Below are 22,606 nucleotides of genomic sequence, written 5' to 3' on the forward strand. Positions count from 1 at the left end.
GGTTGCTGGGGCTCTAGAGGGATCAATGAACAGCTCTATATAGAGGCTTTAGGGGTGGATTACAAAGATGGAAAGTATATCGTTTATACAGAATCGGCGATCTTTTCATCTATAGCTAAACAAGAAGGCGGCGGTGCCCAGACAGCTGACTCTCCTGTTTTAGTGGGGAGAGAAGAAGGCGACACTCTCACTATGGCTTTTAGAAAGTTAGAGAAATCTTCTCAATATCCACTATATTATGGACATGTGCAAGTGATTCTGTTTAGCGAGAGGGTTATAAATGAAAAGCTGAAAGACGTTATTTCTCACCTTGGGCATGATCCTCTCATTCGATTTACATCCTGGGTTTACGGTACGTCCGAAGAAATACACGATGTATTGAAAGCGAAGTCTTTTTTTAAGCAAGCACCCACTTACAAAGTATTGTTTCATCCAGAAAATATGTTGAACAGAAATCACTCTGTTAACCCACTATCTATGCAGATGCTGTTACGAGATGGCAGCGAACCGTTCGGGTCAGCTATTATTCCTAATGTAAAATTAGTAAAAGGAAAATGGCGTGAAGATAAAGATAAACCGATGTTGCCTACTATTAACGGAGGCTATGTGCTTAATAGAATGAATTTTAAAGGAAAGCTAAATCATAAGGAACTTTACGGGTTGGAGTGGTTAACACCTCAAGAAAAAGAAAACAAGTTAGAAGTTGCGCTAGGGGGCACTGTTGTAGAGATTGAAGTAAAAAGATACAAAATTCGTCTAAAAGAACCTGTTCAAAACGAGCTTAAATACACAGTCGAAGTCAAAGCTAAAGCAACAATCGATGAGAATTTAGATATTGTCCCACGTAAGGCACTTGAGAAAAAAAATTGTGCAAGAAATAAAGACAGAAATTCAACAAACATACTTAAACGGTATTTCTATTAATAGCGACCTTTACAATCTGACTCGCTCAACTTATCGGAAATCACCATCTTTAGTTAAAAAGTATGCGTTGCAGAGCGATTCATTAGATTCCGTAAAAGTTGCTGTTCAGATCGTTCATGCTGGAAGCCAAAAATATAAAGAATAAACTAGCACGCTTAGCATGCTAGTTTATTTGTTTATTGCACTAATCGCTTGTTTTACATTTGCAAAAGTTTTTATAGATGAAAAATCGATTCCTTCAGAAACCGCACTAATCGCTAGCTCAGGACGCAAACCTGTCACCAGTACGTCTATCCCTAATAAACCTAATACACGGTATATATTAAAAATATGAGAAGCTACTTCAGAATCGATATCAACGATTCCTGAGAAGTCCATTATTAAACGTTCAATTTGAAGCTCAGGGATTTTAGGGAGCACATTATTCATAAGATGCTCTGTTCGATCAGCGTCAATGGTACCGATTAATGGCAAGACAGCCAGTCCATTCTCGATTGGAACGACAGGTGTAGATAGTTCCCGAAGCTCTGTCTTTGTTTTCTCTAAAATCTCTTCTGACTTTCTCTCAAAGGCAAGAACAGTTTCGTTGATGCTCACATCAAGCATATGATGAACACGCTTAAGAATTAAAATCACATCTTCTGTAGATAGCCCAAATTCTGCACTAACATTTAGAATAAAGTCTGCAAACACCATCCGCGTGTCAGGATAACGAATTAATATATCTGAAATTCTGTTATGTTTGGCAGCTGTTTTTTCCCCGTTTTCCCTACTCCATTTCAGGAGTTGCTCAGGTACTGAACCCTCTTCACAATCAATAGATTCACTTAAAAAGGATAAAAATTCAGCATACACTATTATTGCTTGATTGATGTCTTCCTCACTTACCTGAAAGCCAAACTTTTTAATAATATCATCAACGATTTTATTAGCTAGAAGTTCAGCATTTTCTTTTAGATAATGAGCAACCGTTAATGTAGATTTCATTCTGCTTCACTCCATCTCAAAAAAATAGTTTTAATAACGTACCTTCTATGATTGTATCATTAAAAAACCAGTAAATGGCTAACCTGTGAAAATAATAAAAGATTGAAAAAGAAGGGTTCTTGTAATCCTTGAAGGTCTCGGAAGGAGTTGATTTGCGTTACAGGTGCTTCGCTTTCCGCGAGGCAGGTGGTGAGCCACATTCTTAACGTTTCACTTTTAAGTGTCTCACCTGTCTAGTTACAGTGTCTAGCCCCTCGAGGTCAAAAGCTAAATGATCCAGAAGGCAAAGTGCGCCTTCCTAGCTCATTCACCTTTTGCTTGTCGGGGCTGAACGAGCCACTTCCACTTTTCCGACTGCCAGCCTGTCCCGCAGGACAAGGAAGGCTTCGGCAGCGACACATCGCACGAAGAAAATTTGAAGTTCAATTTTCGAGGAGTCTCGCACCTTCCACTCCAATCAACTTGTCAAAGAAGAGAAGGTACAGAAACATTCTTTAACAGACACCCTTTAGACAAGAGATATAAAGATAAATATTAAGATTATGTAAACATTAAAGGTACTCACTTGAAAGACAATGATCCTCATGTTACCATGATTCCGAAACCCGATATAGGTATTCGATATTGGAATTCAACTTAGGCGGTGATTCTATGGAAGAGAAAGTTTTGCGAAAACTGTTTCTTGGCTTTATTCAAATACACATCCTGCACCATGCGCTGGAACACCCCATCTATGGCGTTTGGATGTTAGAGGAGCTGAGAGAACACGGCTACAACATAAGTACCGGTACTCTCTATCCGATTCTTCACTCCATGGAGGCAGACGGTCTTTTGATCAGAGAAGACAAAAAGGTCGAAGGAAAAATAAGAAAGTATTACTCCGCTACTGACAAAGGCAAACTCATCCTAGCAGAAGCCAGAACAAAAGCATATGAGTTATTTAAAGAAATTAAGGATTAAGAGGTGAAATACATTGAAGCGTGACAATAATCGTTTAAAAACATTGTTAGAAATCCTTTTCGTTTCAAGTAGACTTGGCTTGACTTCTTTTGGGGGACCCATCGCACATTTAGGGTACTTTCATGAAGAATATGTTAGAAAAAGAAAATGGATGGATGAAAAAGGCTACGCAGACCTTGTTGCTCTATGTCAATTTCTGCCCGGACCAGCAAGCAGTCAGGTAGGGATAGGAATTGGTGTTATGCGAGGAGGCGTCCTAGGCGGAATCGTATCCTTTATCGGTTTTACCCTCCCTTCAGTTATCGCGCTTATTTTGTTCGCGCTTATCCTTCAAGGTTTGAATGTAGCCGATCTAAGCTGGATTCACGGCTTGAAACTTGTAGCTGTTGCGGTAGTAGCACATGCCATTTTAGGTATGGCTGAAAAATTAACACCGGATCTTAAAAGGAAAACAATCGCCTTATTTGCTTTAGTTGGAACGTTGCTTTGGCAAACCGCTTTTTCACAAGTAGGTGTCATTCTGATTGCTGGAATTTTAGGATTTCTTTTATACCGTGAGCAAACAGATAGCGATGATACGAAGTACGAGTTTCCTATTTCAAAGAAGTTCGCTGTTATTTGCTTAACGTTATTCTTTGCGCTGCTCATTATATTGCCAATTCTAAGAGAAAGCACATCCATCAGCTGGATTGCTATTTTCGATAGCTTTTATCGTTCAGGTTCTTTAGTATTTGGAGGCGGTCATGTTGTACTTCCATTACTAGAGCGTGAATTTGTTCCAACTGGTTGGATAAGTGAGGAAGCTTTCCTAGCTGGTTACGGAGCTGCACAGGCAGTACCTGGTCCATTGTTTACATTTGCGGCTTATATTGGAGCTGTGATGAACGGCTGGCAAGGCGGATTACTCGCAACGTTTGCGATATTTTTACCTGCGTTCCTATTAATCTTAGGTTCCCTTCCGTTTTGGAACATGCTGCGACGCAATCCAAAGATAAAAGGTGCGCTGATGGGCGTAAATGCCGCCGTAGTCGGAATTTTAATCTCTGCCTTCTATAAACCGATCTGGACGAGCACTATCTTAAAACCAATCGACTTTGCATTCGCAGCTATCCTATTTAGCATGCTTGTTTATTGGAAACTGCCTCCTTGGGTAATCGTTGTTACAGGAGCAGTCGGAGGTTTGTTGATGTCGCTTTTTTAAACAATTGTTTAAAAACTGAGAAAGAAACTGCTATTCATGGCAGTTTCTTTCTATCTACAAGCAAAATATTTACTCACAACACTTTGCCTCTTCACGATTATTGCTGCAGCATTCATTCGCTACTACATCGATCTCTTTAATCTCAATTTTGCAGCATCCACTATCTTTTTCCTTTTTACTGCCCATCAGTTTAATGATAAAATTCATCTTTGCTCACCTCCTCTCATCTACTTTTTTAAACGAGGTAGAAAATAAATCCTGATACCGTAGACATAGTAATGACCGAGATAACAAAAGTAATGACAAGCTCCTTTTTGAAAATTGACTTTAAAAGTACGAGCTCTGGTAAGCTAGCTCCCGCAGAACTAATCATAAGGGCCATTACAGGTCCTAAAGCCATTCCTTTCGCGATCAAAACTTGAGAGATTGGAATCATACTAGATAATCTGATGTATAAAGGAATGCCTATAACCGCAGCAAGGGGGATGATCCACCATTTATCACTTCCGAACGTACTTGCAATCCAATCAGTTGGCACAATACCATGAATGACCGCTCCAATTGCAGCACCTGCAATCAGGTAGGGATAAACACTTTTCATCAAGTTAAAGGTTTCAAAAAGAGCTCTTTTCACATTGAATTTTTTAGTTTCCTCTTCATACCCAGTCATCACCACATTTTTCACCGAGCTCTCAAAGCCAAGTGCGTCTAATAAGAAACCTATGATTACAGAGAAGATAGCTGTTACCATTGTGTATATGATCGTTACTTTCCATCCCAGGATCACTCCCATAATGGTTATAATCGTTGGGTCTAGTACAGGTGATGCAAATAGAAAGATCATAACTATTGAAAAAGGCATCTTCTTTTTTAGCATGTTAACAATGACAGGGATAGTTGAGCATGAACAAAATGGTGTGACAAAGGCAAAAATCAAGGCGAAGAGTGCAGCTAAACCTTTATTCTTACCACTTAGATGTTTCTCCACTTTTTCATAAGGGATATACGACTGAAGCAGGTTGATGATAAAAGAAATAGCCACAAACAGAACGGTTAGTTCTAATGCGATACTCAAAAAACTTCTAAATGTTTCCATCCACATGAGTTGTCTTCTCCTTTGTTATCAAGCGCAGCAAACTTGATTCGATTGTTTTGTCTCCTTCTTTGAAAAAAGTGAAGCAGCAAATAGAGCTAAATATTTCTTTTTAATGAAATGAGATCTCGATCTTTCTTTCGCTGCTAATTGCTCCATTTCTCTTTGTTTCATCTCCATCATCTTTTCAAGATAGTAAGTATTCATATTAAAATCTCCTTCTATATTAAAAATTTTTGATCTATACATCAAAAAAAATTGATGTTTTATTGATAATGGAAGTACTACAAATTGTAGTACCTCTTTTAACAACAAGATGGAAGGAACACACAACATAATTGATCTGATAAAAGTCCCTTAAGCTCACTGACATTCAACGAATAGTAATTCCAGGTTCCCCTTTTTTCTTTCTTTATCAAGTCAGCTTCTAACAGTATTTTTAAGTGATAAGAAAGTTTGGATTGAGGCATATCAATAATCGGTGTCAAATCACAAACACAAACACTTTCTTTCAAAGCTAAAATATTAATAATTTGCAATCGCTGTTGATCGGCAAGTGCCTTAAACTTTTGTTCGTATTTTTCAAGGTCACTTTTAGATAAATTCATATTGTTTATTAAAGGTATTTCCTTTTTCACATCATCATCTCCTAACATCAAAAACTTTTGATGTAATTACAGTATATCCTTTATTTTCTAATTTGCAACCATTAAATCAAAATAATTTGATATTACTCTTCACAACTTCTTCACAACTAGTTGTTATGCTCAATATATGAATGTAATAACCTGGTATTTTTTTGAAGTCAGGGAACCCTATTGTAAAAGGAGGATACAAAAATGAAGATTACAAAGAACTTAATTGCCATCCTACTGCTCGCATTCTCACTCGTACTTTCGGCGTGTGGTAATGATCAAACAAAAGAAAAGCCACAAGAAAGCGAAGAAAACCACGGTGGTATGGATCATGGAGACATGAATCACTCTGGATCTGGTGAAGTTCCAGAAGGGTTGAAAAATGCAGATAATCCTACCTTTAAAGTGGACAGCAAAGCCATTATTAAAGCTAACCATATGGAGGGCATGGATGGTGCGGAAGCGACAATCGTAGGAGCTTATGATACAACAGTTTACACGGTAAGCTACACCCCAACAACAGGCGGTAAAAAGGTGACAAACCACAAGTGGGTGATTCATGAGGAAATTAAAGATGCAGGAGATAAACCTCTAGCCGCTGGCACCGAAGTCGTCCTGAATGCAGACCATATGAAAGGTATGAAAGGGGCAAAGGCAGTTATTGATTCTGCGGAACAAACCACAGTCTACATGGTGGATTATACTCCTACTACCGGTGGTGAAAAAGTAACCAATCATAAGTGGGTTACCGAAAGCGAGCTATCAGCTGAATAAGCTGTATAAGGCAAGGCTGTTAAACCTATTTATAGTCCTTGAAAAAAATTTATGGGCTTTCAAAAGCGTTTTTAGGCCCTTAAATAATTTTATAGGCCCTTAAAATAATTTTATGGGCCTTCAAAATATTTTATAGGCTTTTCGACAAAAAACAGAGGCAGCACGTTTGCTACCTAACGCAAATGCAATTGACCAAAAGGCTGGCACTTTAAAGTTAAATGCCAGCCTTTTCCCTATTAAACTTCATATTAACTTCTGTCCCTTTTCCAGACCCACTGTTGATCCAAATTTGCCCATCATGTGCTTCGACAATCCTTTTTACAATGGTTAAGCCTATCCCACTTCCGCCGTGTTCTCTGCTCCTGGATTTTTCTCCACGATAAAAACGTTCAAACACTTGTTTAATCTCTTCTTTTGGAATACCGATTCCAGTATCTTTAACTGAAAGGAAAACAGAGTCCTTATCTGTATGTGAAGAAATAATCACCTGACCCCCAGTTGGTGTATATCTAAGAGCATTACTTAACAAGTTTATTAATACTTGTGCAAATCGTTTTGCATCTATATTAAGTTCTATGTTAGGCTGCAATTCTGAATGAAGTGTTACCTCCTTTTGCACAAACGCTCCTGCAACGGCATCCATACTTTTAGTAATGATAGAATTCAGTTTTTCCTGTTTCTTATTTAATAAGAACTCTGGCGATTCCATGGCTGTTAAATGCTCTAGATCTTGAACTAAAGAAATAAGGCGTTCAATTTCTTCTTTAAGCGAATGTATTCGATCTGAGGTTGGTAGAAAAACACCATCTTCAAAGGCCTCTAAGTGACTTTTAATAGTGGCTAAAGGTGTCCTTAGTTCATGCGCGATATCGGATGTCATATTTTTTCGAGATGTTTCCTGTAATTGAAGTTTAGAAGCTAGCAGGTTTAGGGAATTTCCAAGTTCATTGAGTTCATCATTTCCTAGCGTTTCTATCCTTACTTCGAGCTCACCTTTTGACATCTTTTCAGCCGCTTTTCTCATCTCCACCAGTGGTCTTGATAAGTTTCTCGCCACAAAATAACTTATAATACAAACCAGAATAATGGCACCTATCGAAGTCCAGAGAACAGAACTTAATAAGGCCTTTTCAAAATGATGGGTTAAGGGCTGAATACTTTGAAATTCTGGCACATCTCTTTGAAACATCGTGATGTGGTAATGAACCTCATACATGATAATAAGGCCGGCAATTACGAGTATAGATGACGCGGCTAAAATAAATATAACCGTTAATCTTGCATGCAGTCCTCTAAACATGACCGCCTCCTGTAAACTTGTAACCTACACCAAACACAGTAACAATATAGTTAGGGTTTTTAGGGTCGATCTCCAGCTTATACCTAAGATTTTTCACGTGCTGATCAATGGTCCTGCTATCTCCTTCAAAATCAAAACCCAAAATCTTCTCCACCAACTCTTCCCTAGAAAAAACACGATTAGGATGCCTGCCAAATGTAAGCAACAACTTGTATTCATTAGGCGTAAGATTTACTGGTTCTCCCTTTACGAACACCTCTTGTTTACTAGCATCAATTTTTAGTTCTCCTCCGTTATATGTAATCTGCTCAGCAAGTAATTCCCCATTTCCTGAACGGCGTAAAATCGTCTTAATACGCATCACAAGTTCACGCGGGCTAAAAGGTTTCGCCATGTAATCATCAGCACCGAGAGCCAAGCCGTTTATACGATCTTCTTCCTTAACTTTTGCAGTCAACATCAGTATGGGTAATGTATGTTTCTGCCTGATTCTTTGACAAAGTTCTTCTCCACTCATATCTGGGAGCATAAGATCAAGAACCACAAAATCAATAGAATGATTTTTAATTTGTTTTAATGCATCATTTGCATTTAGAGCTTCAAGTGTATTAAACCCTTCCTTCTTCAAATAAGAAGAGACAACCTCCGATAACTTTGGTTCATCTTCCACAATTAAAATGGTTTTCACAATAACTCCCCCAAAAGGTTTAGTACTTGTATTATAACGGATGATTGGGTGACGAAATAAAAATAAGAACTGACTCATTAGCGAGTGCAGTTCTTGACTATAACTTCTTTATGATATTCTAGCTTTTCTACTCACTCTGCAAACGATCCGCATAAGTCCTCTGTGTGCTGAGGGAACGAGTGTGAAAAAGATATCCATCGTTTTGCGCATCGGCATTGGGCATATAATAGGTTTGTTTTTATGTATGCCGTCTAATGTGATTTTTGCCAGCTTCTCTGGCGCCATCATCTTTTGCTTTTTAAATTGCTCCATAATAACCGCTTTATTGATGTTAATTGCTCTCGCCTCTTCAAAAATCGGGGTGTCCACGAACGTAGGACAAAGTGCACTTACCTTTATTCCGAATTCCTCTGCTTCGTAATGGAGCGATGTAGTTAAGCCAACGACAGCGTGTTTTGTCGTTCCATAAGCTGAGGATACGGGTGATGGTCCAAGTCCTGCAGCAGATGCAGTGTTTACAATATGACCAAAACCCTGTTTTTTCATTATGTTATATCCAATTTGCGTACCATGAATCACTCCCCAAAGATTAACGTCCATAACCTTTCTCCAGTCTTCAAAAGTCATATCATATAATTCACCGTACATAGCAATTCCCGCATTGTTAAAAAGGTAGTCTAGCCTGCTAAACTCTTTGAATATAGCTGTAATCACACTTTCTACACTTTCAGCATCTCTTACGTCTAAGTACTGATATCTAGCATTTATCGATTCTTTATTTAGCTCTTCTTCAACCTGTTTTCCTTTTACTTGATTGATGTCTGTAATAATAACAAAAACGTTCTGTGACACAAGTTCCTTACAAAGCGCATGGCCGATACCCGAAGCTCCACCCGTTACGATCGCAATTTTTCTATTCTCCATCACATCAATCGCCCCTATACATCAATTTTATTTCACATCTCTCAATTACTGATAGACTCTAAAAATATCGAAACAGCTTGATTAAAAAGTGGTTCAAGACTATGAAGTTCTTGCGTGTTGGTAAGCTGACAGAGTCCTCCAAGCCACGTGCCGATTAACACCGTCCACTGATCTACATTGCCATTCTTAAATTCTCCATTTTCTATACCTTCTAAAAGAATGGCACGATAAGCTCCCATAGGAATGACTGCCAATTCGTACAGCTGCTTGATAGATTCAGGACTTGAATCAGAATTAGAAGCAAGCTCTTGCCCACCTTTTAACAAAGGTGTCTGATAATTGTAGAGAACATGCATAGCCATCCCATACAACTTCTCAATAGCCGAAGAAAATGCTGGTTCCTTTGTCATCCATTTTGTGTACCAATCCTTCATCGTTCTTTGGGCTAATAATACAAACAGCTTTTCTTTATTTTCAAAGTGATAATAAATGTGTCCCTTGCTATAACCAGAAGCTTTAGAGATATCTGCCACAGAAGTTTGTGTATATCCTTTTTGAGAAAAGATCAAAAAGGCTTTTTCCATGATTTCCTGTTTTGCGGTTTCACTGTTGTAACGACGTTTGCTCAATGAATCGAAAGCTCCTCTCTAAAATTGAACGATTGTTCTAATTTAATTATACATTTTTTTACATGTAATAGAATCGATAACCAGCAGGTTTCACAATATTGTAAAATTTTACAATAGAATAAGACCACTCAGATCAGAGTGGTCTTTATCATTATTTAGGGTAGTATAGGTCATCATACAAATTTATAAGTCTTCAATATTAGTGCACCTAATAGGCTTGTGGTTTCAGCTGTGGTACCTCAAGCTCTTTAGTACATTTTATTTATGACATAAATGATATATAGAACGCCCATTACGATTAAGCAAACAACTAATGAACTGGATAGAATCATGATTAAATTATGCGAAGCTTTAAACGTCTGCTGGTTAATGGATTTTCTTTTTTTCGTATATTCAAAGGAAGATAACAGGATTGTAGCTGTTCCTAATAAAAAGGCTAATCCCCCAAGGAATACTGCCACTAGATCAGCCGTATGAGAGATTTTATCCTGCAATGTAAAATGAAGATTTACAATAACAAAACCAATTCCTATTATTGCTATTGCAGTCCGAATCCATGCTAAATACGTTCTTTCGTTCGCAAGGTGCTGTTGAATAAATTTGGAATCTACAGTCTGACTTTCTTTTTGGATATCCATTTTTTTATTCCTCATTTACTTATAGATTGTGTGCCTATCCAATATAAACAATTGTGTCTATTTAATAGTAACAATTTTTAGCCAGGTAAAAAAATGATACATCTTATGTTAAGACACAATGACTATGATTATAACTCTGCTGCTTTTTTTACTAGTAAAATTAAAACAGTCACCCATATTGTTAAAATCACTCCGCCTGCTATCCAATTCTTCGGAAGCCTCTTGTTTTGGTCAGCAGCCCGCTTCTTGCATTCTTCTAGAACCGATGGAGAAATCCATCGAAATACGATGACGATTCCTAAAGGAAGAAGAAGAATATCATCCAAAAATCCTAATAACGGAATGAAATCAGGAATTAAATCGATAGGACTTAATGCATATGCAACAATAGTGATTGCCAATGCTTTCGCATAAATCGGAACGTCCTGGTGTCGGGAGACTAAATATAAGACATAGAGCTGTCTTTTTATCTCTTTTGCCCAGTGTTTTATTTTATCTACTATTTGCCTCATTACACCATTCACCTTCTACACGTTATGAACCTTCTTATGTATTCCTCAACTTACAGGTCAGTCTACACAAATATAAGTTTAGCACCCGCGATGACAGGAACAATTGCAAGTAACGAAGAATCATTATATTTTACTGCCAGAGGAATCTCTATTTTTTATAGAGAATAACCTATCCTTAAACCTGCAAACACTAAAAGAATTCCCAAACTGTAACTGAGGCCTATATAGAGAAAAAATGTTTTCCATTTCTTTTTAATATGAAGCTGAATGTTTTCTAGCTTGAATGTTGAAAAAGTTGTGAACGCACCAAGAAACCCTGTTCCAAAAAGCAAAAATAAAGAATGGTTAATGTTGATTCCTATTAAGATTCCTAAAAGAAATGATCCTGCCAAGTTAACTAGTAAAGTGCCTAATGGCAATTCCCTTTTGTTGTATTGATTAATCTTTTTAGACGCAGCAGCTCTGGAAATGGCACCAAAAAAACCGCCCGTCGCAACAAGGACACTAGAAATCATGATACATCCCCTTTCATTCTGCTGTTATGTCTCACTTCTCCTAAACGGTGACCTGCCCAGGATAATAACAAGCCCCCAAACAAACTAATAAATACATATAAAAAGGCTGTGCCTAAACGGTTATCTTGTATTAATAGCATCGTATCTGCACTAAAAGTAGAAAAAGTTGTAAATGATCCGATTAATCCTGTCCCCAATCCAGAAATGATTTCTGGACGCATAATCTTATGATTAGCGACTCTAGTTGTGAACCATCCTAAAGCAAAACAACCGAGTAAATTTGCTGCCAATGTAGCGATTGGAAACCCCGCTAAAGATTTATGTACGACCATCAGTCCAACATAATAACGCAACTGCGCTCCTACAATACCACCGAAGCCAATAAACAAATAGTTCATACTATCCCCCCAGGTAATTCATAAAAAAAACAGCCTCCTACCACGTGCAGCTGGTACATGTGAAGCAAGGACACTTCTTGTAAAATTTTTGCGTGTTAATAGCTAGTCCAGCGTTCGTTATTCAAGGAATCTCACATCTAAATCATCTAATAAAGGGAACTTGTTTAATAATTGAACCTGTTCGTGACAATTTCCCTCTAAAGTTTATATTTCTTAAAAATTTTATGCGGTGGAAGCTCTGCTTTTTCATCAGGTACATAATATTCTCTATCATGATAAGGCATTTCTAACTCTTCCCATTTAAAATCATCTTCAACACATTTTATAAATAAATCATATCCTTCACCATCAGAAGGCATTAAGCCTAATCTTGTTTCTTCATACTTTAAGGCAACATCAATCGCCTCTTTCAGTTCTAACAAAGCTGTTCGATTGGCAATAAGATAGGCGCTGCTATGCCACATTTGTTGACCAAAAACATGGCTTATAGGCGTAGGTTCATCCTCCTCATAAAAACTATTGTTATATACATGAGTTAACTGTTCAAATACCTCTTCAGGACGATCTATATCTATATAAACGTCCATTCCACTTTCCCAGTACCTTTGTCCGCCGCCCCAAAACTGCGAAATAAAGCCATCATATAATTCATTATTCTCCACAAACAAGTATCTTTCCAACTCATCTTCTATATTCTTAAAATAATAACTGTGAATTACTTTCTCTTCCCTTTTAAAAATAAGTTGATATAAATTATCTACTACTTTTTCACTTTGCAATAATTCAAATTTATATTTCTTTGCCTTTTTAGGCTTTAATACTCCATTTACAAACGGTGTCTCTGGAATATAAATAGCTCTAAATAACTTTACATTAGCCATTCTTAATCACCTCTTCATTTCTGCTTATACCTTCAAAAACCCCACACTTTGTACGTCTAGTACCCAATTTCAAAGGTTATCCTGTCCTTTTCTGATCTGAACATCAAGAGTTACTAAGAATAGAGACGAACTCCTTCAAGCATCCTTTTTTGCACTAATTATATCAACTTGCAGCTCTCATAGTAGTATTAATTAGTACAAATTCTTTTTATACTATTCTAGTTGCATCTAATCAAACGTACCAAACCCTTTGCAGGTTATATTAGCGCCAGCATCAATTTAAACTTCCAGTTGTATATATAATGTTTAGAACTATGTTATCGACGATTAAGTAAAGATGCTTCCAAAATAAAAAACACGCCAGAAGCGTGCTTTTTATCGTTATTATTAAACACTTGTTTAATTTTAGAGGTACTTCCGATGCACCGTTTTCCCGTCAAACGTAAACAGCACAGGCTTCTGCTCAATTCTTGTCTCCATGTGGACAGGTCTTCCCCACAGGTGATGAAGATGCGGCAGTACTTTCTCCAGATACTTCACATCAAGTTCCATATCTTCATAGCTATGAACGAGGTAGAGTTCTCCGTTCTTCATATAGTCTGCGTCATTTACTGTGATGTACGGAAAACCTCCATTCACTCGCATACTCACGAGCTGATCACGGACTTCCTCCCACTGCTTGTCGACGATCTTGTATTCTTTCCCCTGCTTCTGGAACAGGTACATGTCTTCTCTCTGAGCGAGATCTTTCGTTAAATAGTTTCGTATGAACGACATATCGGATTCGAGTTCCCGAACCTCAAACATTTTTTCACGACCAGATCCAGGTTTTACACCTTGTCGCAACAATTCCTCGTTAGGATTGTTGTAGCGTTCTTCAATGTCTTTGAAAATCTGTAACCCTAAATAATATGGATTGATCGATGTCTTCGATGGCTGAACTACCCCAGCGTTCAGTTTCGCAAACTCGATCGTCTCATGAGAGGTCAGGTCCATTTCTTGAAGGATCTTGGCGTGCCAATAGCTAGCCCAGCCTTCGTTCATGATTTTCGTTTCAAGCTGTGGCCAGAAATATAGCATTTCCTCTCTCATCATGGATAAAATATCACGCTGCCATTCTTCAAGTTCACGGCTGTATTGTTCAATAAAAAGCAGTATGTCCTTTTCAGGCTGCGGTGGGAATGATTTTTTCTTTTTAAGTACTGGTTTCGGACCTTTTTTATCATCCAGCTTCCATAGATCATCGTAAGGCGTTTCTTTCTTCGGCGTAAGATCTTCTTCGTCTTCAAATACATAACTTAATTTGTTTCTTACGAGCGAAGGGTCTATATGTTCTTGTATAGCAAGAACGGCATCCAAGAACTCTTCCACTTCTTTTTTGCCATATAAATGTTCGTACATAGCCACACGTTCGGCCGTCGAAGTCATACACTCGACCATATCTCTTCTTGTATTTGAGAAGCGAACATTGTTTTTAAAGAAATCACAATGCGCGAGAACGTGGGCGATAATTAATTTGTTCTGAATGAGCGAATTGGTATCAAGCAAGAACGCGTAACAAGGATCTGAGTTAATAACAAGCTCATAAATTTTGCTTAGCCCTAAATCATATTGAAGTTTCATTTTGTGAAACTGTTTTCCGAAACTCCAATGAGAAAAACGCGTTGGCATCCCGTACGCACCAAATGTATAGATAATATCTGCAGGACATATTTCATACCGCATTGGATAAAAATCAAGGCCAAAGTGGTCAGCGATCTCCGTGATTTCAGCAATTGCTTTTTCAAGCTCTTTATTTTGCAGTTCCCAGTTCATATTTTCCCCCTCCTGCTATTTCCTTACTTCTAACTGTATGAAAGAAAACAGGCATTCATGAGAAAACAGCACGGAAAAATCGGACGGGTACAAATAATTAAGGCGAACTCCCCACTTGGAATTCGCCTTTATTCTTTATCTTGCTTGATAAATATCTATCATACACGCCCAGCTTGAACAATCTTGAGGTGTACGCAGCTTTTCAATCCATACTTTTTCTTTTTGGGAGCTAGCAGTTTTTATCATCACTTTTGCTTCTGCAGCATGAATGCTTGTTCTTACCCAAGCAAGATCACCGCTAACGAGCGTTTTCGGATAAACATCTGCCTCAAAAAGACCGGGCTTCGTTAATTTCTTTGCACTTCCATCTCCAACATTGACACTTGCTAAAAACGGCTTGGATCTTTTATCTACTGGTACATCCCAGCCCCATTCGATCTGTCTGCTCACTACTATTTCCTTATCGCTTCTCCAAGTGAAATCACCATCGGCATACCCATCAAATCCAAGGTTTGTTTCCTTGCCGCTTTTAGCATCCCACAGCGTTAACCGTTTATTTTCAGAGGTTAGCCGACCGATTCCTTTAATAAATGCCAGCTTCTTTTTATTTGGAGACCAATGAAACCAATTCGGCTGATCTAACATATTCCCAATGATTTTTTTTCGGGACCCATCTAATGAGACAACCATTAATGTATTGCTGTCAGCTGACATGGAAGCTGTCGGACATGCGATAAATGCAAACCATTGATCATCCAATCCCCACTTGAATTCAGTCGTACCAATCGCAAAGAAAGTCTGACTCATCTTTGGTAGCGTAGTAATGTTCTGCACTTTTTTTAAATCACCATTTGCATTCACTGGAACATAGAATAGTCGAACCGGACTCCATCCATCTGGTTCTAAATTAGCAGATGACGATACAACAAATCCTTTACCATCAGGTGCCCAACTATAATTGCCCGCTCCGAGAATGACATTTTGAAAAGATGAAGAAGGCTTTGAGAGGTCAATTACGTTTAATACACTCCCACTTTTCCATGCGAGCTTTGATTCGACAGGAGACCACCTCGTTAAACTCACATCTCCATCAAACACCTTTCTCTTTAATCGAGTAACACGGTTATACACCCATAACTCCTTGTGATTCCCTGACACATAACTGATATATGTCCCGTTACTTGAAAAACGTGGATGGGAAACGTTCGGTTCTTGAACAATCCTACGCTCCATCTCGCCTTCTTTTAGCCAAAGGCCATCTTTCCGTACGAAGGCTGCTTTATCATCAGCAGCTTCTGCTGATTGCGGCTGATTGATCATTATTAAAACAAAACTTAATAAGAAAAGAATACAACGCATCACAGTAATCACCTCATTAGTAACATGAACGAAATGAGGAATTTCATACAAAAAGCTCAGGAACTAATTTGTCCTGAGCTTGTCCAATGTTATTTTCCTGTTTCAGCAAAACGCTTGATACGTGCCGCAATTTCGTCACGTACACGCTGGAATTCGCTCCACTCTTTTCCTGCTGGATCGTCAAATCCCCAATGTTCACGTGTTTTGTGTGGTGGTGTTGCTGGACATACATCGTTTGCATGACCACAAAGTGTAACAACTAGATCTGCTTTTTCTAAAATTTCTTTATCAATTACATCTGAAGTTTGATTCGTAATATCGATGTCTACTTCTTTCATCGCCTTGATTGCGTTTGGATTTACTCCATGCGCTTCAATCCCAGCGGAATATACGTCATATTTATCTCCAAGATAGTGATGTCCGAATCCTTCAGCCATTTGAGAACGGCAAGAGTTTCCTGTGCAAAGGAAATAGATGATTGGTTTAGCCATTTTAAAAAACCTCCTGTAGTAAAAGAACTTCTTTCGAGACCATCATAATATAAGTATATCCTTATATCAATATTTATTTATATATTCTTTGACATTTTATATAAACATATGGTTATATACTAATGAGGTGAAATCGATATGGAACTGGATCAGTTAACAGAATGTTATAAAGCTATGGCAGATAAAACACGCTTGAATATCTTAGCATTACTGCGCCACGAAGAATTATGTGTATGTGAGTTAGTTGATATCTTAAAAATGACACAACCTAGTATTTCACAGCATTTACGAAAATTAAAGCAAGCTAAACTCGTTAAGGAAAGACGCAACAGCCAATGGATCTTCTATTCCATTGATGGAGAAATCTATCCTTTTATTAAAGGCAACTTAGAAGCCCTTCCTGACATGTCAGAAAGAATAGAGCAATTAAAAGCGTCAGGCGGAAAAGTTTGCTGCTAACTTAGTATCACTTGGGAAATTGGGGGGATTTATATGAACAGCATGGCGATTATGGCCTTCGCTGTATTTTTGGTTACGATTATTTTTGTTATCTGGCAGCCAAAAGGTCTATCAATTGGCTGGTCTGCTACAGCAGGTGCCGTTTTAGCACTTCTTCTTGGAGTGGTTTCATTCGCTGACGTTTGGACCGTGACCGGAATCGTTTGGAACGCTACATTAGCATTTGTAGCAATCATCCTCATCTCGATTATTTTAGATGAAATTGGTTTCTTCGAATGGTCCGCTTTACATATGGCGCGGTTAGCCGGCGGAAACGGAAAGAAGATGTTTACGTATGTCATCTTACTCGGAGCGGCAGTTTCGGCATTCTTTGCAAATGACGGTGCAGCATTAATACTGACACCAATCGTACTCGCTCAAGTTCGAGCACTCAATTTTAAAGAATCCATGGTGCTCCCATTTATTATGGCGAGTGGATTTATCGCAGACACAACTTCACTGCCACTTGTTGTTTCAAACTTAGTAAATATCGTATCCGCTGATTTCTTTAACATCGGATTCGTTGAATACGCAAGCCGCATGATTGTGCCGAACTTCTTTTCTTTATTTGCAAGTATGATTGTTTTACTTATCTTTTTCAGAAAAGATATTCCAAAGAATTATGATCTTTCACAGCTCAAACAACCAAAAGAAGCTATCCGTGATGAAAAGCTCTTCAAGTTATCTTGGGTAATTCTTGCTGTACTTTTAATCGGGTACTTAACGAGTGAGTTTATCGGCGTCCCCGTTTCCTTTATTGCTGGTGCAGCAGCACTCTTCTTTATTATTGTTGCTCGTAAAAGTCCAGCTATTCAAACAAAAAAAGTGGTAAAAGACGCACCATGGACTGTCGTTGTCTTTTCTATCGGTATGTATGTAGTCGTTTATGGACTGCGTAATGCAGGACTGACTGACATACTCGGCAGCTTGATTCAAGTCATTGCCGATCAAGGATTATTCGCTGCTACAATTGGTATGGGCTTTTTAGCCGCTGTATTATCATCTGTTATGAACAACATGCCTACTGTTATGATCGATGCTCTAGCTATTCAAGGAACGGAAACATCTGGTGTTGTTCGTGAAGCATTGATCTACGCAAATGTTATCGGTTCAGACTTAGGACCTAAAATTACACCGATCGGGTCGCTAGCCACACTTCTATGGCTGCACGTGTTATCAAAAAAAGGTGTAAAAATCACTTGGGGCTATTATTTCAAGATTGGAATCATCTTAACCATACCAACACTTTTCATCACATTAACCGGCCTCTATTTATGGCTGATGATTATTTCATAGACTGCGAACTAAAAGATGCTTTGCTTTGGGTCAGTAACAATGACTTTCTTCATGACAAGTTGATTGCTTGCAAGGCATACGAGGAAGCTATCGGCAGAGTCTACTTGGAGACGCAGGAGCAAGGGGGTCGCCCACGGAAAGCGAGTACCTGAAACGGAAATCAATCACTTTTAAAGTAACAAATCATACTAAGGTTCTTTATACAGTCTTTCAAAAAGGCTATTTTAAAGAATTGTTGCTTTTAGATCTTTTTGTTCAATCACTTCTTTGACAAGTTGATTGGAGTGCAAGGAGCGAGACTCCTGCGGGACAGGCGGGCAGGTGAGACACTTATACGCGAGACGTACGAATGTGGCTCACCGCCTGCCCCGCGGAAAGCGAAGCACCTGGAACGGAAATCAAATACTTCCAAGAGTAACAAGGCTTATTAAAGTACTTAATACAATCTTTCATAAAAAAGGAGAGTTCACATTATGATACAACGCATGCATGTCGCTGTTAACTGTTCAGATTTAGAAAAATCCCTTGAATTCTACAAAAGCTTTTTTGGCACTGAACCTACAAAAGTAAAAGACAATTATGCAAAATTCGAGCTTGATCAGCCTGCTCTTCATTTTTCTCTGAACGCTCGCGCTTTTGCAAAAGATGGTGTACTCAACCATCTAGGATTCCAAGTAAACAACACAGAAGATGTTCTTGCCATGGGCGAAAGACTTCGAGAAGCAGGACTGCTCTTAATAGATGAGATGAACACAACGTGCTGTTATGCTGTTCAAGACAAAGTATGGGTATACGATCCAGACGGGAACGCATGGGAGATCTTCCATACAAAAGAAGACTCAGAATTTGAATCAGCAGGAGATGCACGAGATCTATCACTATGCTGTGCACCCCCTCAACAAACTCAACCGATCACGCTAGATTTCACAAAAAAATAGCAAAAAAATCCCTCTGCATAATAAATATGCAAGGGATTTTTTTTGATTAAAGGGTGGATAAGGCAACAATTTCTGCAATGCGAATAATAATCTGGTCACTATATTTTTGATCACAGCTCATTACACATAACGTAATATAGTCTCTTTCAACTGCTCTTAGTCTGCCTTCGTAAGATTGATTCGCTGTATCCACCACGACCTGTCTCTCCAAAAGACGTTTTGCAGCTCTTCTGAAGTCCTTCACAACACTCACCTTCCCTATTTTGCACTGCAAACAAGGGGCTTTCTATACTATTACATGCAAAAAGAGAAAAAGAGACACGGACAAACACCCTGTGCACATGACTATTCTTGGACAATCACGCATATTATGTAGAAATAATCATAGACAGGGATGAGTGCCATGATTAAACGAACAGTAGCTATTTTCCTTGGCAGTGTGTTGCTTGGTATTGGCATAAATGGTTTCATTGTCCCTTTTCATCTCTTGGATGGCGGGATGATTGGCATCAGTCTTCTCGTTAAATATGTATGGGGATATAAAGTAGGGCTTACGATTATCATTTTAAGTATTCCCATCTATCTTTTAGCGTGGAAACTGGAACGCCGCTATTTTATAAATAGTGTACATGGATTATTAGTGTCGTCCTTCATTATAGATTTTCTGTCACCTTTAAGAGGTGTGTTTTCTGTTTCTATAATGGAAGGGTCCATTATTGGAGGACTTTTCATCGGAACAGGTATTGGCTGGATGCTGAGACATGAAACGAGTACGGGTGGAACCGACTTAATCGCGCTCTTTTTATCCCGCTGGTTTTCAATTAATGTGGGCATGGTAATCTTTTTGATTGATGCTGCGGTCATCATAGCAGGTCTTTATGTAATGGGAGAAGGAATTTTATTCTATTCGCTTGTGACGATTCTTTCTGTAGGCTTTGCAACGATGACAATGACCCTCATCCGCTCAATTAACTTCTATAAAAGTATATAAAAAAAAGCCTTTTTTAAGGCTTCTTTTTTCATGAAACTGTTTTATCCATACACGTGATCAATCGGTTTTCAATCTCAATTGCTTTTTGTTCGAGATTTTGATCATTCAGCAATTTTACAAACTCAGTCGGCTTAGGCATCCCGATCTTTGTCTTATCTTCTTCTGTGTAAAGTACGATCTTACAAGGAAGAAAATAACCCATTAATTTATTCTCTGACAATACTTCTTTTGCTTCTTTTGGGTTACACACTTCAAAGATAAGAAAATCATCATTAAAATCTAATCCTTTTTCCTGAAGCTTTTCTTTTACATCAAACTGCCACAAAACGCCAAACTGATCTTCTTTTAAATTTTCCTCTAATTTTAGAGCCGCTTCTTCCATGGTCATTGCAGTTTCGACTGTATAATGAAACATTAAAATTCCTCCTTATCAGATAAAGGGATATCTGCCCAAAAACAGTGTTCAGTTCCGTCCGTTTGAAGACCTATTCTGCCGCCCGACATGGTTATGATTTCTTTTGCAATCGATAATCCCAGGCCAGATCCTCCCGTCTTCAAGGTTCTAGAGAAATCAGCTCGATAGAACCGTTCAAACACTTTTTCCGAATGGTCAGGGTCAATGAACTGCCCTTTATTATGCCATTCAATTCGATACATCTTCCCTCGTACTGCACCTATTATCTTTACCCAACTTTTTTCATCATAAAAACATACATTTTCTAACATGATGGACATCACTTGTTTCAAGGCATCTTCACTTGCATGAACGTTTCCTTTCTCGATGTTGGAATCAACGGATATTCCTGCTTTTTCAAATGAAAGATTGAAGCTGTCCAGAGCATCTTCTATGACTTTTTGAACGGGGAGCATCTGGCTTTCTTGATGGAAATTAGTCCAGCCTTCTAGCTGATTAATTTGTTCAGCCATACGAGTCAATCTTTTAGACTCTTTCAGCAATATTCCATAAAGAGCAGGTGTAGGTTCTATAATTCCTGTTTGAAGTCCTTCTAAATATCCGTTCAAGTTTGTTAAAGGTGTTCTTAATTCATGAGAGATATCCTTGAGCATCTGATCTCTTTTTTCATCATTCTTTTTAAGAGTTTGTGCCATATTGTTAAATGCTTCTGATAGCTTTCCTAACTCGTCTTGACTGGTAACAGGCAATGGTTCAGGAAAGACGCCCTTTTTAATAAAAGCTGCATGTTGAGTTAAATTCTTTAATGGATCGATTAAACGTTTTAAGAATAAAAAATACAAAAGGAAGACAATTGAAAAAGCGATAATACTGATCTGCAAAAAATAAATGTGCAGTTCGCTATTTAAAATCGGGCCGTTAATTTCATAATCATTCACAAGTAGACATGCATAGTCTTTAATCGCTGAACCTGACCATAACACTACTGCACCTAATGCCATTGCGTTAATTAAAGCAAGCTTTACAAAAAGACTCATTTGAGTGAATTTAGTACGCCACAAATTGGTACCCCATTCCTCGCACCGTTGTGATAAATGGTTTGCCTGATACTTTGCGCAGCTTTTCTCGTAAATTAGCGACATGAACATCAATTGTTCGGTCTACCACGGCCTTTTCCTGCTTCGGATATAGTTCGTTCAAAAGCTGTTCCCTCGTAAGCACTTGGTTTGAGTGGCGCATGAACATATACAAAAGGCGAAACTCGTGAGGCGTCAGGGAGAGTTTTTCACCTGAAAAATTCGCTTCTCCTTTAAAAGGTTTTAGCGTCAGCCCATTGAAAGAAATCTTGTTGCATCTATGAGCGGTTCTTCTTAAGACCGCTTCTACACGTGCTACAAGTTCTGCAGGACTGAATGGTTTAGTCACATAATCGTCTGCACCTGCTTTTAGACCGCTTATTCTATCCTGTTCAGCAGTTTTCGCTGTTACCATGATAATGGGTATCTCGCTCTTTTGTTCCTTTCTGATCCATTCCGTTAATTCTTCTCCACTAACAGAAGGAAGCATTAAGTCCACGACTAAAAAGCATGGGTCTATCTTTAAGAAGGTATCCATGGCTTCGCTGCCGTCACTCGCCTCATATGTTTCATAACCTGAATTCTCAAGGTATATTTTTATCAGGTTTCGAATATTAGGATCATCCTCTACGATCAAAATCGACTTTCCCTTTAGTTCCATCACTAAA

31 protein-coding genes are annotated in these 22,606 nt (G+C 38.4%); 9 read left to right on the forward strand and 22 right to left on the reverse strand.

Features of this window, described 5'->3' with window-relative positions; translation table 11 throughout:
- Positions 1-54 precede the first annotated feature (54 nt).
- Positions 55-924 carry a Ger(x)C family spore germination C-terminal domain-containing protein gene (locus P8610_RS14280; RefSeq protein WP_394604957.1) on the forward strand — a complete coding sequence of 290 codons (870 nt, stop codon included), beginning with the start codon at positions 55-57 and terminating at the stop codon, positions 922-924.
- Positions 925-1,092: 168 nt separating this feature from the next.
- Here P8610_RS14280 and P8610_RS14285 read toward each other — a convergent pair whose 3' ends face one another.
- Together P8610_RS14285 and P8610_RS14290 are read right to left on the reverse strand one after the other, a co-directional pair.
- The gene (locus P8610_RS14285; protein ID WP_394604958.1) at positions 1,093-1,911 is read right to left on the reverse strand and encodes an STAS domain-containing protein; all 819 of its coding nucleotides are present in this window, start codon (positions 1,909-1,911) and stop codon (positions 1,093-1,095) included.
- 307 nt (positions 1,912-2,218) lie between these two features.
- Positions 2,219-2,356, reverse strand: a complete 138-nt coding sequence (locus P8610_RS14290) for a hypothetical protein (RefSeq protein ID WP_394604959.1) — start codon at positions 2,354-2,356, stop codon at positions 2,219-2,221.
- A gap of 206 nt (positions 2,357-2,562) precedes the next feature.
- On the opposite strand from P8610_RS14290, the gene P8610_RS14295 reads away from it, so the two are divergent.
- Both P8610_RS14295 and P8610_RS14300 read left to right on the forward strand, forming a co-directional pair.
- Complete coding sequence (locus tag P8610_RS14295; RefSeq protein WP_394604960.1) at positions 2,563-2,871, forward strand: PadR family transcriptional regulator; 309 nt, start codon at positions 2,563-2,565, stop codon at positions 2,869-2,871.
- 13 nt (positions 2,872-2,884) lie between these two features.
- Positions 2,885-4,072 carry a chromate transporter gene (locus P8610_RS14300; protein WP_394604961.1) on the forward strand — a complete coding sequence of 396 codons (1,188 nt, stop codon included), beginning with the start codon at positions 2,885-2,887 and terminating at the stop codon, positions 4,070-4,072.
- Positions 4,073-4,141: 69 nt separating this feature from the next.
- On the opposite strand, the gene P8610_RS14305 is transcribed toward P8610_RS14300, so the two are convergent.
- From P8610_RS14305 to P8610_RS14320, 4 genes are all read right to left on the reverse strand, one after another.
- Positions 4,142-4,279, reverse strand: coding sequence for a hypothetical protein (locus tag P8610_RS14305; RefSeq protein ID WP_394604962.1), 138 nt, complete (start codon positions 4,277-4,279; stop codon positions 4,142-4,144).
- A 28-nt stretch (positions 4,280-4,307) separates the two neighbouring features.
- Positions 4,308-5,174, reverse strand: a complete 867-nt coding sequence (locus P8610_RS14310) for a permease (RefSeq protein ID WP_394604963.1) — start codon at positions 5,172-5,174, stop codon at positions 4,308-4,310.
- A gap of 21 nt (positions 5,175-5,195) precedes the next feature.
- The gene (locus P8610_RS14315) at positions 5,196-5,372 is read right to left on the reverse strand and encodes a hypothetical protein (RefSeq protein ID WP_394604964.1); all 177 of its coding nucleotides are present in this window, start codon (positions 5,370-5,372) and stop codon (positions 5,196-5,198) included.
- 98 nt (positions 5,373-5,470) lie between these two features.
- On the reverse strand, positions 5,471-5,773 hold the full coding sequence (locus P8610_RS14320; protein WP_394605006.1) for an ArsR/SmtB family transcription factor: 303 nt from the start codon (positions 5,771-5,773) through the stop codon (positions 5,471-5,473).
- Positions 5,774-6,004: 231 nt separating this feature from the next.
- On the opposite strand from P8610_RS14320, the gene P8610_RS14325 reads away from it, so the two are divergent.
- The gene (locus P8610_RS14325) at positions 6,005-6,574 is read left to right on the forward strand and encodes a YdhK family protein (RefSeq protein ID WP_394604965.1); all 570 of its coding nucleotides are present in this window, start codon (positions 6,005-6,007) and stop codon (positions 6,572-6,574) included.
- Between the two features lie 214 nt (positions 6,575-6,788).
- Here P8610_RS14325 and P8610_RS14330 read toward each other — a convergent pair whose 3' ends face one another.
- The 12 genes from P8610_RS14330 to arsC form a co-directional block, all read right to left on the reverse strand.
- Positions 6,789-7,874, reverse strand: a complete 1,086-nt coding sequence (locus tag P8610_RS14330) for a sensor histidine kinase (RefSeq protein WP_394604966.1) — start codon at positions 7,872-7,874, stop codon at positions 6,789-6,791.
- A complete protein-coding gene (locus P8610_RS14335) occupies positions 7,867-8,562 on the reverse strand; it encodes a response regulator transcription factor (RefSeq protein ID WP_394604967.1) in 696 nt (231 codons plus the stop codon). The genes P8610_RS14330 and P8610_RS14335 overlap by 8 nt, the downstream gene beginning before the upstream one ends.
- A gap of 108 nt (positions 8,563-8,670) precedes the next feature.
- On the reverse strand, positions 8,671-9,486 hold the full coding sequence (locus P8610_RS14340) for an SDR family NAD(P)-dependent oxidoreductase (RefSeq protein ID WP_394604968.1): 816 nt from the start codon (positions 9,484-9,486) through the stop codon (positions 8,671-8,673).
- A gap of 41 nt (positions 9,487-9,527) precedes the next feature.
- On the reverse strand, positions 9,528-10,115 hold the full coding sequence (locus P8610_RS14345) for a TetR/AcrR family transcriptional regulator (protein ID WP_394604969.1): 588 nt from the start codon (positions 10,113-10,115) through the stop codon (positions 9,528-9,530).
- Between the two features lie 248 nt (positions 10,116-10,363).
- Complete coding sequence (locus tag P8610_RS14350; protein WP_394604970.1) at positions 10,364-10,753, reverse strand: YidH family protein; 390 nt, start codon at positions 10,751-10,753, stop codon at positions 10,364-10,366.
- Between the two features lie 128 nt (positions 10,754-10,881).
- Positions 10,882-11,265: a YkvA family protein gene (locus tag P8610_RS14355; protein WP_289497009.1), complete on the reverse strand. Its 384-nt coding sequence runs from the start codon at positions 11,263-11,265 to the stop codon at positions 10,882-10,884.
- Positions 11,266-11,420: 155 nt separating this feature from the next.
- Entirely contained in the window at positions 11,421-11,780 is a 360-nt protein-coding gene (gene crcB / locus P8610_RS14360) for a fluoride efflux transporter CrcB (RefSeq protein WP_394604971.1), read from the reverse strand.
- Entirely contained in the window at positions 11,777-12,178 is a 402-nt protein-coding gene (crcB, locus tag P8610_RS14365; protein ID WP_394604972.1) for a fluoride efflux transporter CrcB, read from the reverse strand. Before crcB (P8610_RS14365) ends, crcB (P8610_RS14360) begins: the two co-directional genes overlap by 4 nt.
- Positions 12,179-12,375: 197 nt before the next feature.
- A complete protein-coding gene (locus tag P8610_RS14370) occupies positions 12,376-13,059 on the reverse strand; it encodes a hypothetical protein (protein ID WP_394604973.1) in 684 nt (227 codons plus the stop codon).
- 405 nt (positions 13,060-13,464) lie between these two features.
- Complete coding sequence (locus P8610_RS14375) at positions 13,465-14,874, reverse strand: SpoVR family protein (protein ID WP_394604974.1); 1,410 nt, start codon at positions 14,872-14,874, stop codon at positions 13,465-13,467.
- Between the two features lie 135 nt (positions 14,875-15,009).
- Complete coding sequence (locus tag P8610_RS14380) at positions 15,010-16,233, reverse strand: TolB family protein (RefSeq protein ID WP_394604975.1); 1,224 nt, start codon at positions 16,231-16,233, stop codon at positions 15,010-15,012.
- An 89-nt stretch (positions 16,234-16,322) separates the two neighbouring features.
- On the reverse strand, positions 16,323-16,724 hold the full coding sequence (gene arsC / locus P8610_RS14385) for an arsenate reductase (thioredoxin) (RefSeq protein WP_289497016.1): 402 nt from the start codon (positions 16,722-16,724) through the stop codon (positions 16,323-16,325).
- Between the two features lie 138 nt (positions 16,725-16,862).
- Here arsC and P8610_RS14390 point away from each other — a divergent pair, with 138 nt between their 5' ends.
- The 4 genes from P8610_RS14390 to P8610_RS14405 all read left to right on the forward strand — a co-directional run bounded on the left by P8610_RS14390 (position 16,863) and on the right by P8610_RS14405 (position 19,456).
- Positions 16,863-17,183: an ArsR/SmtB family transcription factor gene (locus P8610_RS14390; RefSeq protein WP_394604976.1), complete on the forward strand. Its 321-nt coding sequence runs from the start codon at positions 16,863-16,865 to the stop codon at positions 17,181-17,183.
- 42 nt (positions 17,184-17,225) lie between these two features.
- Entirely contained in the window at positions 17,226-18,518 is a 1,293-nt protein-coding gene (locus P8610_RS14395) for an arsenic transporter (protein WP_394605007.1), read from the forward strand.
- 321 nt (positions 18,519-18,839) lie between these two features.
- On the forward strand, positions 18,840-18,995 hold the full coding sequence (locus P8610_RS14400; RefSeq protein ID WP_394604977.1) for a hypothetical protein: 156 nt from the start codon (positions 18,840-18,842) through the stop codon (positions 18,993-18,995).
- Positions 18,992-19,456, forward strand: a complete 465-nt coding sequence (locus P8610_RS14405; RefSeq protein ID WP_394604978.1) for an ArsI/CadI family heavy metal resistance metalloenzyme — start codon at positions 18,992-18,994, stop codon at positions 19,454-19,456. Before P8610_RS14400 ends, P8610_RS14405 begins: the two co-directional genes overlap by 4 nt.
- A gap of 46 nt (positions 19,457-19,502) precedes the next feature.
- On the opposite strand, the gene P8610_RS14410 is transcribed toward P8610_RS14405, so the two are convergent.
- Positions 19,503-19,700, reverse strand: a complete 198-nt coding sequence (locus P8610_RS14410; protein WP_289497022.1) for a DUF2642 domain-containing protein — start codon at positions 19,698-19,700, stop codon at positions 19,503-19,505.
- 159 nt (positions 19,701-19,859) lie between these two features.
- Here P8610_RS14410 and P8610_RS14415 point away from each other — a divergent pair, with 159 nt between their 5' ends.
- A complete protein-coding gene (locus tag P8610_RS14415; protein WP_289497695.1) occupies positions 19,860-20,447 on the forward strand; it encodes a YitT family protein in 588 nt (195 codons plus the stop codon).
- A gap of 28 nt (positions 20,448-20,475) precedes the next feature.
- On the opposite strand, the gene P8610_RS14420 is transcribed toward P8610_RS14415, so the two are convergent.
- Genes P8610_RS14420 through P8610_RS14430 form a run of 3 tightly spaced genes read right to left on the reverse strand, consistent with a single transcriptional unit; the run spans position 20,476 to position 22,599 of the window.
- Positions 20,476-20,862 (reverse strand): DUF302 domain-containing protein, encoded by a 387-nt coding sequence (locus P8610_RS14420; RefSeq protein WP_394604979.1) that lies wholly within the window; start codon positions 20,860-20,862, stop codon positions 20,476-20,478.
- On the reverse strand, positions 20,862-21,923 hold the full coding sequence (locus P8610_RS14425; protein ID WP_394604980.1) for a sensor histidine kinase: 1,062 nt from the start codon (positions 21,921-21,923) through the stop codon (positions 20,862-20,864). Before P8610_RS14425 ends, P8610_RS14420 begins: the two co-directional genes overlap by 1 nt.
- Positions 21,910-22,599 (reverse strand): response regulator transcription factor, encoded by a 690-nt coding sequence (locus P8610_RS14430; RefSeq protein ID WP_394604981.1) that lies wholly within the window; start codon positions 22,597-22,599, stop codon positions 21,910-21,912. The genes P8610_RS14425 and P8610_RS14430 overlap by 14 nt, the downstream gene beginning before the upstream one ends.
- Between the last annotated feature and the right edge of the window lie 7 nt (positions 22,600-22,606).

This window comes from Fictibacillus sp. UD (assembly GCF_043558025.1).
Classification (GTDB): Bacteria; Bacillota; Bacilli; order Bacillales; family Fictibacillaceae; genus Fictibacillus.